This window comes from Pedobacter vanadiisoli (genome assembly GCF_042684385.1).
GTDB classification, from domain to species: domain Bacteria; phylum Bacteroidota; class Bacteroidia; order Sphingobacteriales; family Sphingobacteriaceae; genus Pedobacter; species Pedobacter vanadiisoli.
In genome coordinates this window covers 270,219-288,304 of record NZ_JBHULL010000003.1, presented here as the reverse complement: position 1 = coordinate 288,304, position 18,086 = coordinate 270,219, and the positions used below count along the sequence as shown (strand labels likewise).

Sequence of the window (18,086 nt, the reverse complement as noted above, 5' to 3'; positions counted from 1 at the left end):
GCAATGGCTTAGGCATTAATTGTCTTAGTTCCTTTTAAGCTATCAAAACCTTGTATAATTAACCTCTCCTCAATTCCAACTTCGGTTGAAGTTATTCTCCTGGTACAAATTGTACCGGGAGAATTAAATTTTAATTATTAATCAGTAAATTATATAAAATTATGAAAATTAGAGAAACATTAAATTCAGGCAAGTTCAGGATTATGGCTATTCTAATCTTAACTACAGGTATTTTGGCCATTCCTCTCATTGCCATGCAATTTACCCATGAAGTAAAGTGGAATTTAACCGATTTTATGGTAGCTGGCGCCCTGCTGTTAAGCACTGGTCTGGCCATAGAACTTGTTATCAGAAACTTAAAAACCGGCACCTTAAGAACCATAATATTACTGGTTATTCTATTGGTGCTATTCCTCATTTGGGCCGAGCTGGCTGTGGGGATCTTCGGTACCCCCTTTGCCGGTAGCTAGACTATTTTTTGCTGCTTTTCTTAAATCTGCCATTCTTGAGTTGCTTCCGTTTTGCTGATGGGAGCAACAAAAAGAAGCTTAACATTTCCGATTAACATAAAACGTTCATTTTCTGAAAAAATCGGCAAATGCTATTTGTTTAAAGGCTTTGAAATTGTAGCTTTGGGCAAATTTTGTAGCAAATGAACCCGATGCTGTTAAAACAATTGTTTTGACAGTAAAAGGCTCCATCTGACAGATAAAGAAAAAATATAAACAGATGAATATTCACGAATACCAGGGTAAACAAATATTAAAAAGTTTCGGTGTTAACGTTCAAGAAGGAATAGTTGCCGATACTCCTGAGCAAGCTGTTGAGGCCGCTAAAAAAATGAAAACCGATTATAACTCTGACTGGGTTGTAATTAAAGCGCAAATCCACGCTGGTGGTCGTGGTAAAGGTGGAGGTGTTAAATTGGCCAAAAACCTTGAAGAAGTTAAACAACGTGCTACCGATATCATCGGAATGCAACTGGTAACTCCTCAAACCGGACCAGAAGGTAAAAAAGTGAACAAAGTTTTAGTTGCTCAGGATGTTTACTATCCGGGTGCTTCTGAAACCAAAGAATTCTACATTTCAGTATTATTAGACCGCGCAAAAGGCCGCAACATCATTATGTATAGCACCGAGGGTGGTATGGATATTGAAGAAGTTGCTGAGCATACGCCACACCTGATCTTCAAAGAAGAAATCGATCCTAAAGTTGGCTTACAAGGTTTCCAGGCACGTAAAATTGCCTTTAACTTAGGTGTTAGCGGTAATGCGTTCAAAGAAATGGTAAAATTCGTTACTGCTTTATACAAAGCTTACGAAGCGACCGATTCTTCTATGTTCGAAATCAACCCGGTATTAAAAACTTCTGATGATAAAGTAATCGCAGTTGATGCTAAAGTAAATCTGGATGAGAATGGCTTATTCCGTCACCCGGATTATGCAGCTATGCGCGATGTTACTGAAGAGGATCCAATGGAAGTTGAAGCAAGTGCTTCTAACCTGAACTTTGTTAACCTTGATGGTAACGTAGGCTGTATGGTTAACGGTGCCGGTTTAGCAATGGCGACTATGGATATCATTAAATTAGCCGGTGGTGAACCTGCCAACTTCCTTGACGTGGGCGGAACTGCAAATGCACAAACGGTTAAAGCCGCTTTCAATATCATTTTGAAAGACCCTAACGTGAAAGCCATTTTAATCAACATTTTCGGTGGTATTGTACGTTGCGACCGTGTTGCTCAAGGTGTTATCGATGCTTACAAAGAAATCGGAAACATCCCTGTGCCAATTATCTGCCGTTTACAGGGTACAAATGCTGAAGAAGCTAAAAAATTAATTGATGAGTCTGGACTTAAAGTTTACTCTGCAATTGCTTTAAAAGAAGCAGCTGATTTAGTAACTAAAGTTTTGGCTGAACAAGCATAGGCTTAAGTTAAAAGTCGAAAGACCAAAGCAAAAAGCGTGTATCATATTTAAAACCTTTCAGTGCAAACTGGAAGGTTTTTTTATTCCCCTCTTTTCTAAATACAAGAAAAGTCGTTATCTCGACTGAAGCGCAGCGAAACGGAGAGATCTATCTCGACAGTTTTTTTGAAAATGAAAGGTCCAGTTTTTATGGCAGCCTCCTGCCCTGCTATCTCTTCAAGTCCTCACTTCGCTCCGGGCTTTCCGTTCTATCAGGTTTATTCAACAAAGGTTTGTGATTCTTTGGCTAATCAAAGTTTCCAGGTTCTAAAACCAGCGGGGTTATTCAGCGTAGGGTTTCAGAAAATCTGTTTGGCTTAAAACCTAACAACAATTAACTTAGGTGTACCAGGTGTCTAAGGTGGTCAATATTTTTTATAAGAAATATAAGATCCGTTGCTTCTTTTTAAACAACTACTGTCATGCTGAGGTAAGGCAACAAAATTTATGGTTGTTATCGAGAAATCGTCATCTCGACTGAAGCATGGCGAAACGGAGAGATCTATCTCGACAGTTTTTTTGAAAATGAAAGGTCCTGTTTTTATGGCAGCCTCCTGTCCTGCTATCTCTTCAAGTCCTCGCTCATGCTTCGCTCCGGGCTTTTCGTTCTATCAGGTTTATTTAACAAGGGCTTGTGGTTCTTGATGCCAGTAGAAACCTATCAGGTTTTAAAAATCTGATAGGTTTATTCAGTTCGGAATTCCAGGATATCTGCAGGCTGGCAATCTAAAACTGCACAAATTGCCTCTAAAGTCTCAAAACGGATCGCTTTTGCTTTACCTGTTTTTAAAATCGATAAATTAGACATGGTTATCCCTACCCGCTCGCTCAATTCGGTAAGCGACATTTTACGACGGGCAAGCATTACATCTAAATTTACGATTATAGGCATCTTGAATGGGTAAAATTAAAAATGTTTCAGTTAACTTAAATGGTTAAATCGTTTTCTTGTTTCAGTTTCCTTGAATACGAGAGCAGCTCATAAATTACAGTAAGAATGGCAATGAGCGAGATTACGTCTAAATTAATATGTCCTCCGGCCACCGGCTGATATTTAAATGCTTTATCCGTCAAATCTTCAACATAACCTTTAACCAGAAAAAAGCACAGAAATTTTAAAGCAAAAAATAAAATCGCACCTGCCCCTACAAATTGCCATAACCTGTTTTCAGTTAGGTTTTCAAGTTGTTTTGGCTTGTTGTAGGCTATAAATATAATTATGCCTCCAATAATGAGGTAAAAAGCGGCATAGGCTCCAACGCTATCAATTCCTTTATCTGATAAAATAACAGCCTGCTTTAAAGTCGGTTTAAATGAATAGGCACCCAATTGGCTATTGGTAAACTTAGCTTTGCCAATGATTTTTACTTGTTCTACGGCATTATTTTCAACTAGGTTAATGGAAAGTTGCCCGGCATTGTAATTACTTACAGCATCACTTAAATGATCGGCTAGAGATACCAGCGCAATAAAAATCAGGCTTACACCAGCATACCTGAAAATTTTTAAAAGCTTATTCATAAATGCGTTACAATAATAATGGATCAGAATAAATATTAGAGGGTATATCTTACTGACAGAAAATCGTGTTGCCTCCGGTAATCAAAAAATACAAACCTGTATTTCTTGATATAAAAACCCGGAAACGGAAAAACGTCATATTTATTCAATTATTTATGCTACAAGTATAAATTAAAATTATTATAAATCAAAATATATTTATTGTTTTACAATAATAAATAATTACAAAACAATAATTATAGTTAAGGAATGACAAATAATGCCAGGATTTTATTTGGAATGATTTTTGCTAGAACTAAAAGTATAAAAAACATGTGCAAACAGTAACATTTTCAGCATTTTATCCTTTCGGATTGCCATACAATTTCGTAACTTTGCACACTTCAATATTTAAAGAGCACACAAAACGTATAAATGAGACAACTCAAGATAACGCAATCCATTACCAACCGTGAAAGTCAGTCATTAGATAAATACCTACACGAAATTGGCAAAGTAGATTTAATAACGGCAGAAGAGGAAGTAATTTTAGCAAGGAAGATTCGTGAAGGTGATCAAGCTGCATTAGAGCGCTTAACTAAAACGAACTTGCGTTTCGTTGTATCTGTTGCAAAACAATATCAAAATCAGGGTTTAACTTTAGGAGACTTAATTAACGAGGGTAACCTGGGTTTAATTAAAGCAGCGAAACGTTTTGATGAGACCAAAGGTTTCAAATTCATTTCATATGCCGTTTGGTGGATTCGTCAGTCTATTTTGCAGGCAATTGCCGAGCAAAGCCGTATTGTTCGTTTACCTTTAAACCAGGTGGGTTCATTAAGCAAAATCAGTAAGGCTTTTTCTAAACTAGAGCAAGAATACGAACGTGAGCCTTCTCCGGAAGAACTGGCTGACATTTTAGAAACAACAGTGGATAAAATTTCAGACACACTGAGCAACTCAGGTCGTCACGTATCAATGGATGCCCCTTTTGTTCAAGGCGAAGAAAATACATTATTGGATGTACTTGAAAACCACGAGCCAAACACCGATAGCTCATTGATTAACGAATCACTATCAGAAGAAATTAAACGTTCTTTATCTACCTTAACGGAGAGAGAAAGAGAGATTATTGTTTTATTCTTCGGCCTGGGCTCCAATCACCCACTTTCTTTAGAAGAAATTGGTGAGAAATTTAATTTAACACGCGAGCGTGTACGCCAGATTAAAGATAAAGCCTTGCAACGCTTACGTCATACTTCAAGAAGCAAAATCTTAAAATCTTATTTAGGTTAAGAGATTGAATTTAATGAAACAAAAAAAGACCGGTTATTAGCCGGTCTTTTTTTGTTTTTATACAGCTCTTTTTTTCAGAAATAAAAGATCCTGAAACAAGTTCAGGATGACAGTTTTCCTATCTTAGAACAACAAGTGTTTAACCGTTAGGCCATTATTGATCAATTGCTTTAATGAATCAATACCGATACGTAAATGTGTTTCTACATATTTTTCGGTTACACTGCTATCGCTTTCTGCCGTTTTAACCCCCTCAGGGATCATCGGTTGATCTGAAACCAGAAGCAATGCCCCGGCAGGGATTTTATTGGCAAAAGCGGTAGTAAAAATGGTAGCGGTTTCCATATCTACTGCCATTGCACGTAATGTTTTCAAATATTTTTTAAATTCTTTATCGTGTTCCCAAACCCTACGGTTGGTGGTGTAACAGGTACCTGTCCAGTAATCTCTTCCATGATCGCGGATGGTGGTCGAAATTGCTTTTTGCAACGCGAAGGCCGGCAATGCTGGCACTTCTGCCGGCAGGTAATCGTTTGAGGTACCTTCTCCCCTAATGGCTGCAATCGGGAGGATTAAATCGCCTAATTGGTTTTTCTTTTTTAAACCGCCACATTTACCTAAAAAAAGTACAGCCTTAGGCTTAATAGCGGTTAATAAATCCATCATGGTTGCTGCCAACGGACTTCCCATACCAAAGTTGATAATGGTGATACCATTCGCGGTAACACTCTGCATAGGCTTATCAAGACCCATAATAGGTGCGTTATCATTCCACTCCGAAAACATGGAAACATATTTACTGAAATTGGTCAGCAGGATATAATCTCCAAACTGATCCAATGGCCGGCCGGTATAGCGCGGCAACCAGTTTTTTACAATTTCATCTTTAGATTTTAAACCTGTTTTAACAGGGCTTTCTACTTCCTTTATTTTTTTTGATTGCTCTACAACGGCTTCATCTTTTTTTATATCTTTTTCTTCATTCATATTCTTATTACTTTAAACATAGCGCTAAGCGCATGGCGTTAACAAATACTATATTACAAAAAATCCCTCCCGATTACGGGAAGGATTTGATTTTTTTTAAGCGGCCTTCAATTTTTTAAAGTCGGCCTTTTCAAATTTTTCTATCGCGTAATCGAGATTGATATGCAGTTCCTTGACATCCGTCTGCGTTGGTGTATCGAACATCGCATCCAGCATAATGGCCTCACAAATCGACCTTAAACCACGGGCACCCAGTTTATATTCCATTGCTTTATCCACAATGAAATCTAAAACATCTTCATCAAAAACAAGTTTCACATCTTCGTAAGCAAAAAGCTTAATGTATTGCTTAATCAACGAATTTTTAGGTGCGGTTAAAATGTTTCTTAAAGATTTTTTATCTAATGGGTTTAAATGGGAAAGAACAGGTATACGACCAATTAATTCCGGAATTAAACCAAAAGATTTCAGGTCCTGAGGTGTAATATACTTATAAAGATTTTTAAGATCTAATACGGTCTCATCTTTCTTTACTTTATAACCTACAGCCTGGGTCCTTAAACGGTTGGCAATTTTACGCTCTATACCATCAAAAGCACCGCCACAGATAAACAGGATATTGTTGGTATTTACCGGGATCATTTTCTGGTCCGGGTGCTTACGTCCACCCTGAGGCGGCACGTTTACTACCGTTCCTTCCAAAATCTTCAATAGCGCCTGCTGCACCCCCTCACCCGATACATCACGGGTAATAGAAGGATTATCGCTTTTGCGTGCCACTTTATCAACCTCATCAATATATACAATACCGCGTTCTGCAGCAGTTACATCATAATCTGCAGCCTGTAACAAACGGGTTAAAATACTTTCCACATCCTCACCAACATAACCTGCCTCTGTTAAAACAGTGGCATCGCAGATACAGAAAGGCACATGCAGGATTTTTGCAATCGTTTTGGCCAAAAGTGTTTTACCTGTACCAGTCTCGCCCACCAGCATGATATTGGATTTTTCGATCTCTATCTCGTCTTTATCAACTTTTTGATTTAAACGTTTGTAATGGTTATAAACGGCTACAGAAAGCACCTTTTTAGCATCATCCTGACCGATTACATACTGATCAAGATGTTGTTTAATTTCAAGAGGCTTTAATAAATTTATCGCCTCCTGAATATTTTTAGTCCCTTTGGTACCCAATTCCTGTGCAAGCAACTGATTGGCCTGGGTAACACATTTATCGCAGATAAATGCATCCATGCCTTCAATAAGCATTAAAGTTTCATGCTTGCCAGAATGGCAGAATGAGCAACGGGATTCTTTATTTTGTTTCGCCATTTTTATTTGCGTTTCTCGATAATACTTCATCAACCATACCAAAACCTTTTGCCTCTTCGGCAGTCATCCAGTAATCGCGGTCTGAAGCTTTCTCTACCCAATCGTAAGTCTGGCCAGAGTGCTCTGAAATAATATCGTATAATTCTTTTTTCAATTTCAACATTTCTCTCAGGTTGATCTCCATATCAGATGCCACACCTTGTGCACCTCCTGATGGCTGGTGAATCATTACCCTTGAGTGAGGTAAGGCAGCACGTTTTCCTTTTGCGCCTGCTACCAATAAAACTGCACCCATTGATGCGGCCATACCGGTACAAATAGTTGCTACATCAGGCTGAATATACTGCATGGTATCGTAAATACCTAAACCAGCATAAACAGAACCACCCGGCGAGTTAATATAGATCTGAATGTCTCTATCTGCATCTGCTGACTGCAAAAACAACAGCTGTGCCTGAATAATGTTTGCATTCTGATCGTAAATGGCATCACCCAAAAAGATAATGCGGTCCATCATTAACCTTGAAAAAACATCCATCTGCGCTACATTTAACTGGCGTTCTTCAATAATATATGGTGTCATGCTCTTAGGGTTCAAATTAGCCTGAGCAATAAATTTATCTACGTGTAAACCGCCAATCCCCTGATGTTTAACGGCAAATTTTCTGAATTCTTGTGAATCTATGTTCATGATTATAGAGTTTTTAGCAGAGGGCATAGAGTTTTGAGTTCCTGTTCCCCATAGTTTCGTGAATAATAAAAAACCAAAATATAAAAATATTTTAATTATGATGATCTAAACAAAGAGTATACCACATCAAAATCTATGACAATATAGCACTTTGCTATTTCAAGCTTTTAGAAAAGCTTGAAATCATCCTTGCTAAAATATCTAAATCTTCCAATAAATCTGCCAAATCCTTGTCAGAAACTAGTAATCTTAAATTTAACACCAGAAGAATATTGGCATTTTCGAAAATTGACCGATGTGCATAGTTTAAAAAACGTTTGAAATCGGCAGCAGAATTGGAACCGGAACCTTCTGCAATATTATTAGATACGCTAAGAGCAGCTCCTCGAAGCTGCTCTGCGAATCTAAACTTTTTTATTTTTTCTAATTTTCAGAGATATCAATTAATTTATTGCCTACTATCATAGCTCTCTGCCAAATTAGCAAGTCTTGAAATCTAAATTTTGCCATATAGCAAAATAAGATTTTATATTACGGTATCAAAAGCTCTTGGCGCTTTGCCCTATGCTTTTTTCTCTACCAAAGCCACAAACTTATCGTAATCAATATCTTTTTGCTCTAAAGTAACGATAGATTTGATCTGCTCGAAAGTTTTTAATGCTTTTACTTCTTCGAAAACGCGGTTTGCATTTTCTTTATCCTGTAAAAACTGAACCGCATACTGTGCCAATTGGTCTTCAGGAAGCGGGCTTGGGCTGTACATTCTGAACTGCGCGTCTAATTTAACTTTAGCAGCCTGAACTACGTCTTCGTATTTAATTTCGATGCTATTGTCTTTAATGATTTTGTTTTCAATCAAGGTCCATTTAAGGTTTTTAGCAAAATCATCATAACCTTCTGCCAATTCTTCGTCGGTTAATTTTTCGTTGGTTGCTTTTAACCAACGGCGTAAAAACTCATCTGGCAGTTCGAAGTTGTGTTTAGTTAACAATGCTTCATAAATATCGTTCGATAATTTACGCTCAGCATCCTGTTTAAACATACTTTCTACTTCTTCAGTAATTTTTGCCCTGAAACCTGCCTCGTCTGTAACCACACCTTCACCAAACAATTTATCGAAAAACTCCTGGTTTAAGTCTGATTCTTCTAAGCGGTTTACATTTTTAACATGAAGTTTAAAATCTGCTTTTAATTCAGCAGCCTGCTCTTCAGAAATATTTAGGGCTTTTGCAATTACCGCAGCATCTTCAAATGCTTTCTGGATATCGATAATCACTTCATCTTCTTTCTTTAAACCGATCAACGATTTAAGAACTTTTTTATCTTTTACCTGATCCAAACGGATGGTTGCAGTGCTGGTAATACCACCTTCAACAGCGGCACCATTTGCTACCTGTGTAAGATCGGCGTAAAGTACATCTCCATCAGCAGAAACTTCAGGATTTGTCATTTTACCATAGCTGCGGCGGATGTTTTTGATCCGGCTTTCTAAAGTTTCCTGATCAGCTTTAACCACATACTCGGTAAATTTATCTTTAGATGAAACGTTTACTTCAAAGGCAGGTGCTAAACCCAACTCATAATCAAACTCGAAATCATCTGTATTATCCCATTTAAATTCGCGTTCATCGTCAATTTTAGGAAGTGGCTGACCTAAAATTTCCAATTTTTGTTCTGTAATATAGTTAGAAAGGGTATCGTTCAACAAATTGTTAACCTCTTCTACCAGTATACTTTTGCCATACATCTTTTTAATGTGGGCAGGAGGAACCATTCCTTTACGGAAACCAGGTAATTGTGCTTTTTTAGCTTGATCTTTAATGGCTTTCTCTACTTTTCCAGTATAATCAGCAGGTGCGATCTTGATTTTTACAACAGCATTTAAGTTGCCGGTTTTTTCCTGTGTAATATTCATTTTTGTGAGATATGAGTATTGAGATGTACAATTAATTTGAGTATTGAGACATGAGACAAATGGCACATATCGCTCTAATCAAAACAGCACATCAATTTTTATTAATCAATGTTTTTAAAAACAAAACCGTTCCGATGTTTAAATCGGAACGGCCTTTATCTTGTTGTGCGGAAGAAGGGACTCGAACCCCCACGCCGTGAAGCGCCAGATCCTAAGTCTGGTGCGGCTACCAATTACGCCACTTCCGCAGTTAGGATGTTGTAAGGACTGCAAAGATAGAAACAAGATTTAATAATCAAAAGCCATTGGCTATATTTTATAGATTATTCTTTCAAAAAAATGCTAACTCACTAATTTTTAAGGAGAAAATTTTATATGATGATCAGAAAATCGATTAATAAAGGTGTTGGATTTGAAAACTCAATACTATTAGATTATCCGTAGAGACGCTATGCTTAACTCTACAGACAGGACGAGGAAGCACAGCGCAAGAACGCCAGTATTTAAAACACCAAACGTTCCTACGGAACGAAAACGCCAATTTTTTAATTGGCTACCAAAGATTCGTCCCACTGGGACGGTTAGTAAATTTTAAGGAGAGGCAAATACTAATCAAAAGCGCAATAGGCTGATTCCATAAAAAAAACCGTCCTGACTTATCAGAACGGTTTTAATTTTTGTGCGGAAGAAGGGACTCGAACCCCCACGCCGTGAAGCGCCAGATCCTAAGTCTGGTGCGGCTACCAATTACGCCACTTCCGCTGATTAGGATGTTTTAAGGACTGCAAAGATAGAAACTAAATTGAATAATCAAACCTTTGAAATATTTTGTAAAAAAAAAGTAGCTACAAGACAATTAAAAACACTACTTACACTGGCAAAACAAGCTCAGCAAAACGCATTTAGCAAATGATTATGCCACTTAAAATTTCACCAGTGTAACCTCAATCAACTCAAGACCACCTTCTAATGGATAGCCGGCAACCTTTTTGCCTTTTATAGTAACCTTTTTATCTAAATAGGTATCAAGATTTATACTTGCACTTTTTAAGGCATAGGTTTTATTATTATCTGCTTTTAATAAATGTGTACCGTATTGAAATGTAGTCATGCCTAATTTTTCAATTGTTCCACTTGCGGTAACGATACCGGAGTTCCCTCCGTTTTTCATTGAACTGCAACCGGAAATTACACATACAAACAGGGATAGTATTAATATTTTTCTCATCGGATTATGATTTTTTTAGTGATATGATAACGGAATGATTTAACCGTATGCTACAAATTATAAAAATTTGCCTTTAAAAGCTAATGATTTGCTTCTGAAACTCAAAAAAGTATTGAACAGCTTTAACCAACCTGCTCCCGTACCAGCTAAACATTTCACCATCAACCAGGATTACTTTAGCATTGGGCACCGCAGCTTGTATTTCTTCAATATGTTTTTCGGCAAAGGGGTAAGGTTCTGACGATAGCAGTATCAGTTCACAGCTTGTGTTACGCAGTTCTCCCAGTGTTATCTCAGGATAGCGTTTGCTTTCTACAACATTTGTCATACCATTCAGAAGCAGGATATCATCGATAAACGTATTTTTCCCAGCCACCATATAGGGTTTACGCCAGATCAAATAGGCCACTTTTTTATTTATGTGGTTCTGCAGCGCAAGCGTTTTCAGGTCGTTAAAGCCTGCCGAAATAAGGTGATTAAGGTAACCGGCTTCGGGTTCGCGATTGACTAAAGCCCCTATCTCATTGATGGTTTTCATCGCATCATCAAGCGTAAAAATATCGCTCATCCAAACAGGGAAATATGTGGCAAGTTCTTCAATATCGACCTGGTTATTTTCTTCTTTATTGCCAATAATGAGATCAGGTTTTAAATCTTTAATCAGGTCGATATTGAGTTTTTTCGTCCCTCCTACTTTGGTACGTGTTGCAAATTTATCTATCGGATGAATACAAAATTTGGTCAATCCGATAATTTCCTGATCCAGGCCTAAATCAAACAAAAGCTCCGTTTGTGAGGGGACTACAGAAATAATCCGTTTTGGCGGGAAATTGATTGTAATTTCTCTTCCTAGCTGATCCGTAAAGTTCTTTTGCACTGATTCTGATTTGTGAAACACAAATTTAGAAAAAACATGCCGTCAAAAGTTTTTTCATCCATTATTTTCTATACCACTGATTATTCCAAGTTGAAAAGCATGAATGGCCAGCCCAATAGAATTTTTAACCTGCATTTTTTCTAATAATTTGGCCCGGTACCCTTCTACCGTCCGTACGCTAAGATAAAGCTGGTCGGCAATTTTTTTGTTGGTAAATTCTTTGCAGATCAGCTTAATGATTTCAATTTCACGTTCAGAAAAATTAGAATCGATTGGTTTGGTCTCCTTCTTGGCCCTGCTTTTGGCAATAACGGTAGCCAATTTGGCAGAGGTAGTTTTGCAATAAAAATTATTCCCTATTGCTACTGCAGTAATGGCATCATAAATATCATTTTTATCGGCATTTTTAAGCAAGTATCCTCTTGCCCCTGCTTCTAACATTTCTACAATCAGATCTTCTTCGTCGAACATAGAGAGTGCAATAATGCCCAGATCGGGATTAAGTTTAATCATTTGTTTGGTTGCCTCAATGCCATCCATAACCGGCATTTTGATATCGGTTATCACTACATGGGGTTTCAGGTTTATGGTCAGTTTTACCAATTGCTCGCCATTACCGGCAGCGCCTACCAGTTCTATATTATCTTTATTGCCCAGCACCATGGCCAGTCCTTCCCTGAAAACCACATGATCATCGGCAATAATAATCCTGATTTTTTCTTCGTTCATCATTTTTTATCTCCTTTAACCGGAATTTCAAAAGTGTAGGTTACCCCTTTACCGTTATTTGATAAAGGCATTCTTACGGTACCTTTCATTACCTCTATACGACTTTGCAGGTTAAGCAGCCCCAGTCCGGAATTCTGCTTTACAACTTCCTGAAAATCAAAGCCAATACCATTATCGGTTGTCTGCAACCGCAATACACCATCATTTTCTTCCAAAACAATCATCAATAGATTTGCTTTTGCATGCTTAATGGTGTTATGTAGAATTTCCTGCACAATGCGGTACACATTAAGTTCTATATCGGCTGTTAAACGTTTATTCAGGTGATGTTTAAATATAATTTTAAGTGCTCCGTTCAGTTGTATACGGTTAATAAAATCCTGAATGGCCCATACCAATCCTTTTCTTTCCAGCATATATGGCATTAAATCCGTTGAGATTTCGCGCATCCGCTGAATAATGGTATCGATGTGTTTTCCTGATGAGCGGATCAGGTGCTGCATTTCATCGGTACCTCCATCCAGGTGGGCGATCTGGAATTTTACGGTTGAAAGCAATGGCCCTATTTCGTCGTGCAGATCAGACGCAATCCTTCGTCTTTCATTTTCCAGTGTTTTGATTTCAGCCAATATCCGGTCTTTTGATAAACGCCTGCTTTTCCGGTGCTGCATAATCATGGATACAATAAAATAAAGCATAATGAACCCAATAATTGCAGCAGCAATTAATACGGCATTATAAAATTCTTTTTCTTCGGTATCCATAACACGGCTAAGGCAAAAACCAGGTTGGCAAAAACATTGATAATCCGCTTAATATCAAATACATTTTCCTTAAAGATAATACTAGAACTCGAATTAAAATAAATGATTTCGATAAAAATATTGAAGGTAAAAAATACAATCAGGGCTACGCAGATCAGAAATCTCGAATCTTTTAAGATATTTCCCTCTACCAGGGTGATCAGCTTATTTAAGCCAGTGATAGACAGCATGACCAATATAAACGAGTACACAATACGGAAAAAGCCGCTATTATCTGACAGCTGGTGGAGGATAAAATAATCTACTGCCCATGTAGCGATAATGACGAAGGCTAAAACCTGTAAGATCCGTGATTTTTTGCTTAAAATAAGCCAGTTGCCAAATTGCCACAACAGCAACAACGAAGATAAAAGCAGGTAAACATTGATTACAAAGCAAGGATTAATGTGCTTCAGGATCAAAACAAATACGGTAATTTCAGTAAGGCTATCTAAAAAACAATAAAACAGGAAAGGCCTGAAGGTGGCGCCAATACTGCTCCACCTGAACAGGCCTATTACACAGGCCAGTAAAATAGACTGGGATAATATAAAGTTCTGGACTTGATGCATCTAATCTTTATTATATATATTCAGCTGGCCAAGGTGGTACACGTTGAGAATCGTCTAAACTATAGGTATCCAGGTTATCATCACTGTCTTGACTGGTATTGGCAGATAACGCCATTAATTTGGGCATCTTTTTACCAGGTCTGGAAACCGGGCCAATAATATCGTTCCCAAAACCGTCAACGGCTCTCAGCACCAGTACAACCTGCGAATGATCGTTCAGTCCAAAGTGTACCCTGAGTCCCTCGCAACCTCTCCTGCTTAGCAACTTTGAAACGCTTTTGATGTTAAACGTTTCAGAAAGCGGCAAAATGGCTACCCGCCTGTCTTCTTCCTGCAACTCTTTTGGAATAAGTGAACTGCGGTTTTTATGGAAGCTTTCGATATACCTGTTTGCCGTTTCGAGTGGGATAAAATGTGTCCGGGTCCTGAGGTCTTCGGCCACAAATTCTTTTGCGTAACGCTTTTTTTCCATTTTTTAGTTTGATTTAAGTTTTGATTTACCACTAAGTTAATAGGCCGCACAAGTTGAGACAATAGGTATAAATACTGTTTATTATGGGTAATTACACCTCGCATTTAAAGTAATAACACACTGAATAATAGCTACGGGGCCATCATAATTTTGATTTCAATTCTAGAAAATTTATTCACCAATTAATTCTTAACAAAATGAAAAAATTAACTCAGATCAGTTTATGGTGTGGCCTTATTATTGGCGCCCATACTGCAAAGGCACAGGTTAGCATTAAAGAAAACGGGATCTCCATTGCCCCCGGCACAAAAATATCCGCCCAGGATAGGGAGGCCGTAAACAACATTTTAAAGCAGTACGATGCATCGCTTTACCAGATCAGAAGCTATGATGCGAGTGGAAAAATGACGAGTAAAAAGGGTAACCTGGCCAGGATCCAGATTACGGATAAAATATCATCCGACCTGGTTAACGGAAAGGCGAACATGGTTGCAGCCGATATGACGGTACAGGCTGTACTCGACAACGCTACCGATCCTACGAGGGATATTAAGGTAATCAATTCGATGCCGGCTACAGAAAAAACCAGACAACGCTTAATTTCTCAATTAAAAGTGGTGCTTTCCAAATATCAATAATGGCAATTAAGCGCTATAGTAAGCAGCATCTGTACCAGACACAACAGGTATAAATACGGTTAAGAAAAGTAGTTCCACGCATTTAATTGCGTAATAATACACTAAAATCCGGAGCATTTACCGCCCTAACTTTGGTTTCAGATTCTAGAACAATCTAATAAACAATTTAATTTTTCACCTAAAACTTAATCAAAATGAAAACTTCTTTAAAAATTATTGCACTATTCGCATTCATCTTTTGCGCACAGCTTTCAAAAGCCCAGGTAACCATTGAAAAAAATGGAATTTCTATTGCTCCGGGCACAAAAATCTCTGCTGAAGACAAAACAGCCATGAACAACATTTTAAAACAGTACGACTCATCATTGTACAATGTAAAAAGTTATGGTTCCCGTGGAAAAGTCCTTGCCTCTACCGGTAAGTTAACCAACATCCAAACATCGGGCAAACTAACCGCAGCAGTTATTTCGGGCAGGGCCGGTAAAGCCAGTATGGTAGCATCCGACTGTACTTTACAAATTACTGTTTGTAACGGCAGTAATGGTACTTCAGCAAACAACGGTTCCAATGCCACAAAGGTAACCCAAGGCAGCAATGTACTTCAGCAAAGGTTAATTGCACAATTAACCACCGTACTTTCAAAGTACCAATAAATTATTCGGTTTCTGGCTTATTTGATTCTAGATAATAATAAGCCAGGAACTTTTTCAATTTTCAGCTTTTAATCAAAAAAACCGTTATGAAAACTCCTGTAAAAATTATTCTGGGCGCCGGGATGCTGATACATTACCTGCTCCTTTCTTTTATCAATATAGACACCACGCTCGATTGCATTGTGAACAACAAGGGCATTTTATTGGTTGAAATGGAACAATCAACCTATCAGCCAATCAAAAAGAAACTGGATTTAGTACTGGGAAAAACGGATTACCGATTTAACGATTACCTCAATTACTATCTGGCATATACCGGCACAGAAACAGGTTACGGTTTTTTTGCACCAAATGTGCCCACAAGTTATAAACTTGTTTTCGAATACACACTCAGGAACAAGCAGAAAATAACCATGATACCGCAAATAAACAGCCATGAACTCGGGCTCAGGCTTTGTAATTATTACGAAAGTATTGGCAAAACCGATATTGAAATCCTGAGAAACTCGCTCATCAGGTTTATGATGCAGGAGCAGATGAAGGGCCTGGAAAATGTAGTTTCTGCCAAAGCTATTTTTGGCCTCGTACTCACCCCTTCCTTGCACCATTACACCCAATCAAAAAATAATGTTTATCAATTTATGTATGCATATGAATATCATATCCAAAACAAATAAGATTTCAGATCATTTCTTATTTAAACCTTTACAAACCAATGTTTTTGCTTTCTTCAGGATAGCTGTAAGCATACACTGCCTTGTTTTTGTATTGAGTATTTATGCTGAAATGCATAAGTTTTTCGGGTTATCGGGTTTTTCGAACCGTGAGGTTACCGAAACTTTTATCCGGTTGAAATTTATTCCGCGGCTAAGCTGGTTTAGTGATATTTTTGGTGGTTTGTTTAGTTCTGACACCCAAATGCTTCATTTCGTTTTATTGATCCACCTGATCTTTATTATCATGCTGCTGTTTGGTCTCTTTACCCGGTTTTCTGCCATTATCACTTTATTTATCCACCTCTGTATCATACAATCCAACACCTTCTTTTTGTACGGAATGGATTATTTCACCACCATTTCCCTGTTCTTCTGCACTTTTATGCCGGTTACCGATTTTTCTTTGGACGAATTTCTGCTCAAACGTAAAACAGCCTCTCCGGAATTCAGAAGATTCTGTATACGGTTTATCCAGATACAGATGTGCTTTATTTATTTTTTTGGCGGCTTTCATAAAGCCATCGGTATAAACTGGTGGAATGGCGAAAGTATGTGGAAAGCTTTAACACGCCCGCCATTTAACAATTTTGATTTTTCATTTATGGCAAAGTACCCAATAGTATTTATGCTGATGGGCTGGGCTACCGTAGTGCACGAAATCCTTTACCCTTTTATGGTCTTTACCAGGTTTTTTAGAAAATATTGGGTACTGGCTATTATAACCATGCATCTTTGTATTGGTATTTTTATGGGGCTTTATCTGTTTGCCTCGATCATGATTATCTTAAATATTACTGCATTTTTGAACAAAGAGCTCGATGCAGTTTTGAGCAGCTTAAAGTTGTTCGCAACAAGAGCTTCCGGTAAAATAAAGCAGTTGCATTTTCCTGATCTTAAGTTCCCATTGCGGGTATTTAAGCATATCAAAAATTGACTGATGCGGCTTACCAGGGAAATAATTGCAGCACTTATTTCCCTGATAAACCAATTTTACTCCGATTTAACCCACCAGCACATCTTCTTTTACCACGCCATCGGCAATGTGCAGTATCCTGTTGCCATACTGTGCATTTTTTTCGGAATGGGTAACCTGGATAATGGTAATGCCATCTTCCTGATTCAGTTTTTTAAATAATTCCATAATTTCTTCGGCCTGTGCCGATTGCAGGTTCCCGGTTGGTTCGTCGGCCAGGATAATAGAGGGTTGTGCGGCCAGGGCCCTTGCAATACCTACCAATTGCTGTTGTCCGCCGGAGAGCTGGTTTGGAAACAGGTCTTTCTTAGCCACAATGTTAAAACGGTCTAACAGATCGGCAATTCTGCTCGCCCTTTCTGAACTTCCTACTTTTTTGTAAAGTAAGGGGGCCTCGATATTTTCGTAAACCGTCATCTCGTCGATCAAATGATAAGCCTGAAAAACAAAGCCTATGTGATTGCGGTAAAGTTCAATCCGCTTGCGTTCGTTTAACGAGGTTACGTCTTCACCCAAAAAATTATAAGAACCATAGGTTGGTTCCTCGAGCATCCCGATGATATTGAGCAGGGTCGATTTTCCGGCACCTGATGGCCCCATAATGGAAACAAACTCGCCCTGGTTTATCGTAGTGGTTACCAAGCGTAACACATAATTTTTAACACCTTTATTGGCGTAATACTTTTCGATGTTGTTAAGTTGTATCATATTTAAGGTTTAGGGCATAGGGTTT

The 18,086-nt window shown here is 38.1% G+C and carries 21 protein-coding genes and 2 tRNA genes; 7 read left to right on the top strand and 16 right to left on the bottom strand.

From position 1 onward, the window contains the following. The first annotated feature begins 161 nt into the window (after nucleotides 1-161). Nucleotides 162-470: a hypothetical protein gene (locus ACFSR6_RS02315; protein WP_379074383.1), complete on the top strand. Its 309-nt coding sequence runs from the start codon at nucleotides 162-164 to the stop codon at nucleotides 468-470. A gap of 259 nt (nucleotides 471-729) precedes the next feature. Next, nucleotides 730-1,929, top strand: coding sequence for an ADP-forming succinate--CoA ligase subunit beta (gene sucC, locus ACFSR6_RS02310; protein WP_379074380.1), 1,200 nt, complete (start codon nucleotides 730-732; stop codon nucleotides 1,927-1,929). Between the two features lie 724 nt (nucleotides 1,930-2,653). On the opposite strand, the gene ACFSR6_RS02305 is transcribed toward sucC, so the two are convergent. Both ACFSR6_RS02305 and ACFSR6_RS02300 read right to left on the bottom strand, forming a co-directional pair. Further along, entirely contained in the window at nucleotides 2,654-2,860 is a 207-nt protein-coding gene (locus ACFSR6_RS02305; RefSeq protein WP_379074377.1) for a helix-turn-helix domain-containing protein, read from the bottom strand. A gap of 35 nt (nucleotides 2,861-2,895) precedes the next feature. Further along, complete coding sequence (locus tag ACFSR6_RS02300; protein WP_379074374.1) at nucleotides 2,896-3,489, bottom strand: hypothetical protein; 594 nt, start codon at nucleotides 3,487-3,489, stop codon at nucleotides 2,896-2,898. A 414-nt stretch (nucleotides 3,490-3,903) separates the two neighbouring features. Between ACFSR6_RS02300 and ACFSR6_RS02295 the strand changes: the two genes are divergently transcribed. Then, entirely contained in the window at nucleotides 3,904-4,764 is an 861-nt protein-coding gene (locus ACFSR6_RS02295; protein WP_010601359.1) for a sigma-70 family RNA polymerase sigma factor, read from the top strand. A gap of 123 nt (nucleotides 4,765-4,887) precedes the next feature. Here the strand turns inward: ACFSR6_RS02295 and ACFSR6_RS02290 are convergent, their stop codons facing one another. The 13 genes from ACFSR6_RS02290 to ACFSR6_RS02230 form a co-directional block, all read right to left on the bottom strand. Then, nucleotides 4,888-5,751 (bottom strand): AMP nucleosidase, encoded by an 864-nt coding sequence (locus ACFSR6_RS02290; protein WP_379074371.1) that lies wholly within the window; start codon nucleotides 5,749-5,751, stop codon nucleotides 4,888-4,890. Between the two features lie 96 nt (nucleotides 5,752-5,847). Continuing rightward, entirely contained in the window at nucleotides 5,848-7,086 is a 1,239-nt protein-coding gene (clpX, locus tag ACFSR6_RS02285) for an ATP-dependent Clp protease ATP-binding subunit ClpX (protein ID WP_456238598.1), read from the bottom strand. Then, the gene (clpP, locus tag ACFSR6_RS02280) at nucleotides 7,070-7,777 is read right to left on the bottom strand and encodes an ATP-dependent Clp endopeptidase proteolytic subunit ClpP (protein WP_183763615.1); all 708 of its coding nucleotides are present in this window, start codon (nucleotides 7,775-7,777) and stop codon (nucleotides 7,070-7,072) included. Before clpP ends, clpX begins: the two co-directional genes overlap by 17 nt. Nucleotides 7,778-7,931: 154 nt before the next feature. Further along, entirely contained in the window at nucleotides 7,932-8,195 is a 264-nt protein-coding gene (locus tag ACFSR6_RS02275; RefSeq protein WP_379075029.1) for a four helix bundle protein, read from the bottom strand. Nucleotides 8,196-8,339: 144 nt separating this feature from the next. After that, nucleotides 8,340-9,692 carry a trigger factor gene (gene tig / locus ACFSR6_RS02270; protein WP_379074365.1) on the bottom strand — a complete coding sequence of 451 codons (1,353 nt, stop codon included), beginning with the start codon at nucleotides 9,690-9,692 and terminating at the stop codon, nucleotides 8,340-8,342. Nucleotides 9,693-9,858: 166 nt separating this feature from the next. Beyond that, nucleotides 9,859-9,940 (bottom strand) — tRNA-Leu (locus tag ACFSR6_RS02265). 432 nt (nucleotides 9,941-10,372) lie between these two features. Next, nucleotides 10,373-10,454 (bottom strand) — tRNA-Leu (locus tag ACFSR6_RS02260). Between the two features lie 160 nt (nucleotides 10,455-10,614). Further along, on the bottom strand, nucleotides 10,615-10,920 hold the full coding sequence (locus ACFSR6_RS02255) for a hypothetical protein (protein WP_379074362.1): 306 nt from the start codon (nucleotides 10,918-10,920) through the stop codon (nucleotides 10,615-10,617). 73 nt (nucleotides 10,921-10,993) lie between these two features. After that, nucleotides 10,994-11,797 carry an ABC transporter substrate-binding protein gene (locus ACFSR6_RS02250; RefSeq protein WP_379074359.1) on the bottom strand — a complete coding sequence of 268 codons (804 nt, stop codon included), beginning with the start codon at nucleotides 11,795-11,797 and terminating at the stop codon, nucleotides 10,994-10,996. Nucleotides 11,798-11,851: 54 nt separating this feature from the next. After that, nucleotides 11,852-12,529 carry a response regulator gene (locus tag ACFSR6_RS02245; RefSeq protein ID WP_379074356.1) on the bottom strand — a complete coding sequence of 226 codons (678 nt, stop codon included), beginning with the start codon at nucleotides 12,527-12,529 and terminating at the stop codon, nucleotides 11,852-11,854. Continuing rightward, complete coding sequence (locus ACFSR6_RS02240) at nucleotides 12,526-13,290, bottom strand: sensor histidine kinase (protein WP_379074353.1); 765 nt, start codon at nucleotides 13,288-13,290, stop codon at nucleotides 12,526-12,528. Before ACFSR6_RS02240 ends, ACFSR6_RS02245 begins: the two co-directional genes overlap by 4 nt. Further along, the gene (locus tag ACFSR6_RS02235; RefSeq protein ID WP_379074350.1) at nucleotides 13,251-13,901 is read right to left on the bottom strand and encodes a hypothetical protein; all 651 of its coding nucleotides are present in this window, start codon (nucleotides 13,899-13,901) and stop codon (nucleotides 13,251-13,253) included. The genes ACFSR6_RS02240 and ACFSR6_RS02235 overlap by 40 nt, the downstream gene beginning before the upstream one ends. Before the next feature lie 10 nt (nucleotides 13,902-13,911). After that, the gene (locus tag ACFSR6_RS02230; RefSeq protein ID WP_379074347.1) at nucleotides 13,912-14,373 is read right to left on the bottom strand and encodes a hypothetical protein; all 462 of its coding nucleotides are present in this window, start codon (nucleotides 14,371-14,373) and stop codon (nucleotides 13,912-13,914) included. Between the two features lie 197 nt (nucleotides 14,374-14,570). On the opposite strand from ACFSR6_RS02230, the gene ACFSR6_RS02225 reads away from it, so the two are divergent. The 4 genes from ACFSR6_RS02225 to ACFSR6_RS02210 all read left to right on the top strand — a co-directional run bounded on the left by ACFSR6_RS02225 (nucleotide 14,571) and on the right by ACFSR6_RS02210 (nucleotide 17,314). Further along, nucleotides 14,571-15,011 (top strand): hypothetical protein, encoded by a 441-nt coding sequence (locus tag ACFSR6_RS02225; protein WP_379074344.1) that lies wholly within the window; start codon nucleotides 14,571-14,573, stop codon nucleotides 15,009-15,011. A gap of 194 nt (nucleotides 15,012-15,205) precedes the next feature. Continuing rightward, complete coding sequence (locus ACFSR6_RS02220; RefSeq protein ID WP_379074341.1) at nucleotides 15,206-15,664, top strand: hypothetical protein; 459 nt, start codon at nucleotides 15,206-15,208, stop codon at nucleotides 15,662-15,664. An 86-nt stretch (nucleotides 15,665-15,750) separates the two neighbouring features. Continuing rightward, complete coding sequence (locus tag ACFSR6_RS02215) at nucleotides 15,751-16,341, top strand: hypothetical protein (RefSeq protein WP_379074339.1); 591 nt, start codon at nucleotides 15,751-15,753, stop codon at nucleotides 16,339-16,341. Continuing rightward, complete coding sequence (locus ACFSR6_RS02210; protein ID WP_379074336.1) at nucleotides 16,316-17,314, top strand: HTTM domain-containing protein; 999 nt, start codon at nucleotides 16,316-16,318, stop codon at nucleotides 17,312-17,314. Before ACFSR6_RS02215 ends, ACFSR6_RS02210 begins: the two co-directional genes overlap by 26 nt. 66 nt (nucleotides 17,315-17,380) lie before the next feature. Here ACFSR6_RS02210 and ACFSR6_RS02205 read toward each other — a convergent pair whose 3' ends face one another. Continuing rightward, a complete protein-coding gene (locus ACFSR6_RS02205; RefSeq protein ID WP_379074333.1) occupies nucleotides 17,381-18,061 on the bottom strand; it encodes an ABC transporter ATP-binding protein in 681 nt (226 codons plus the stop codon). Between the last annotated feature and the right edge of the window lie 25 nt (nucleotides 18,062-18,086).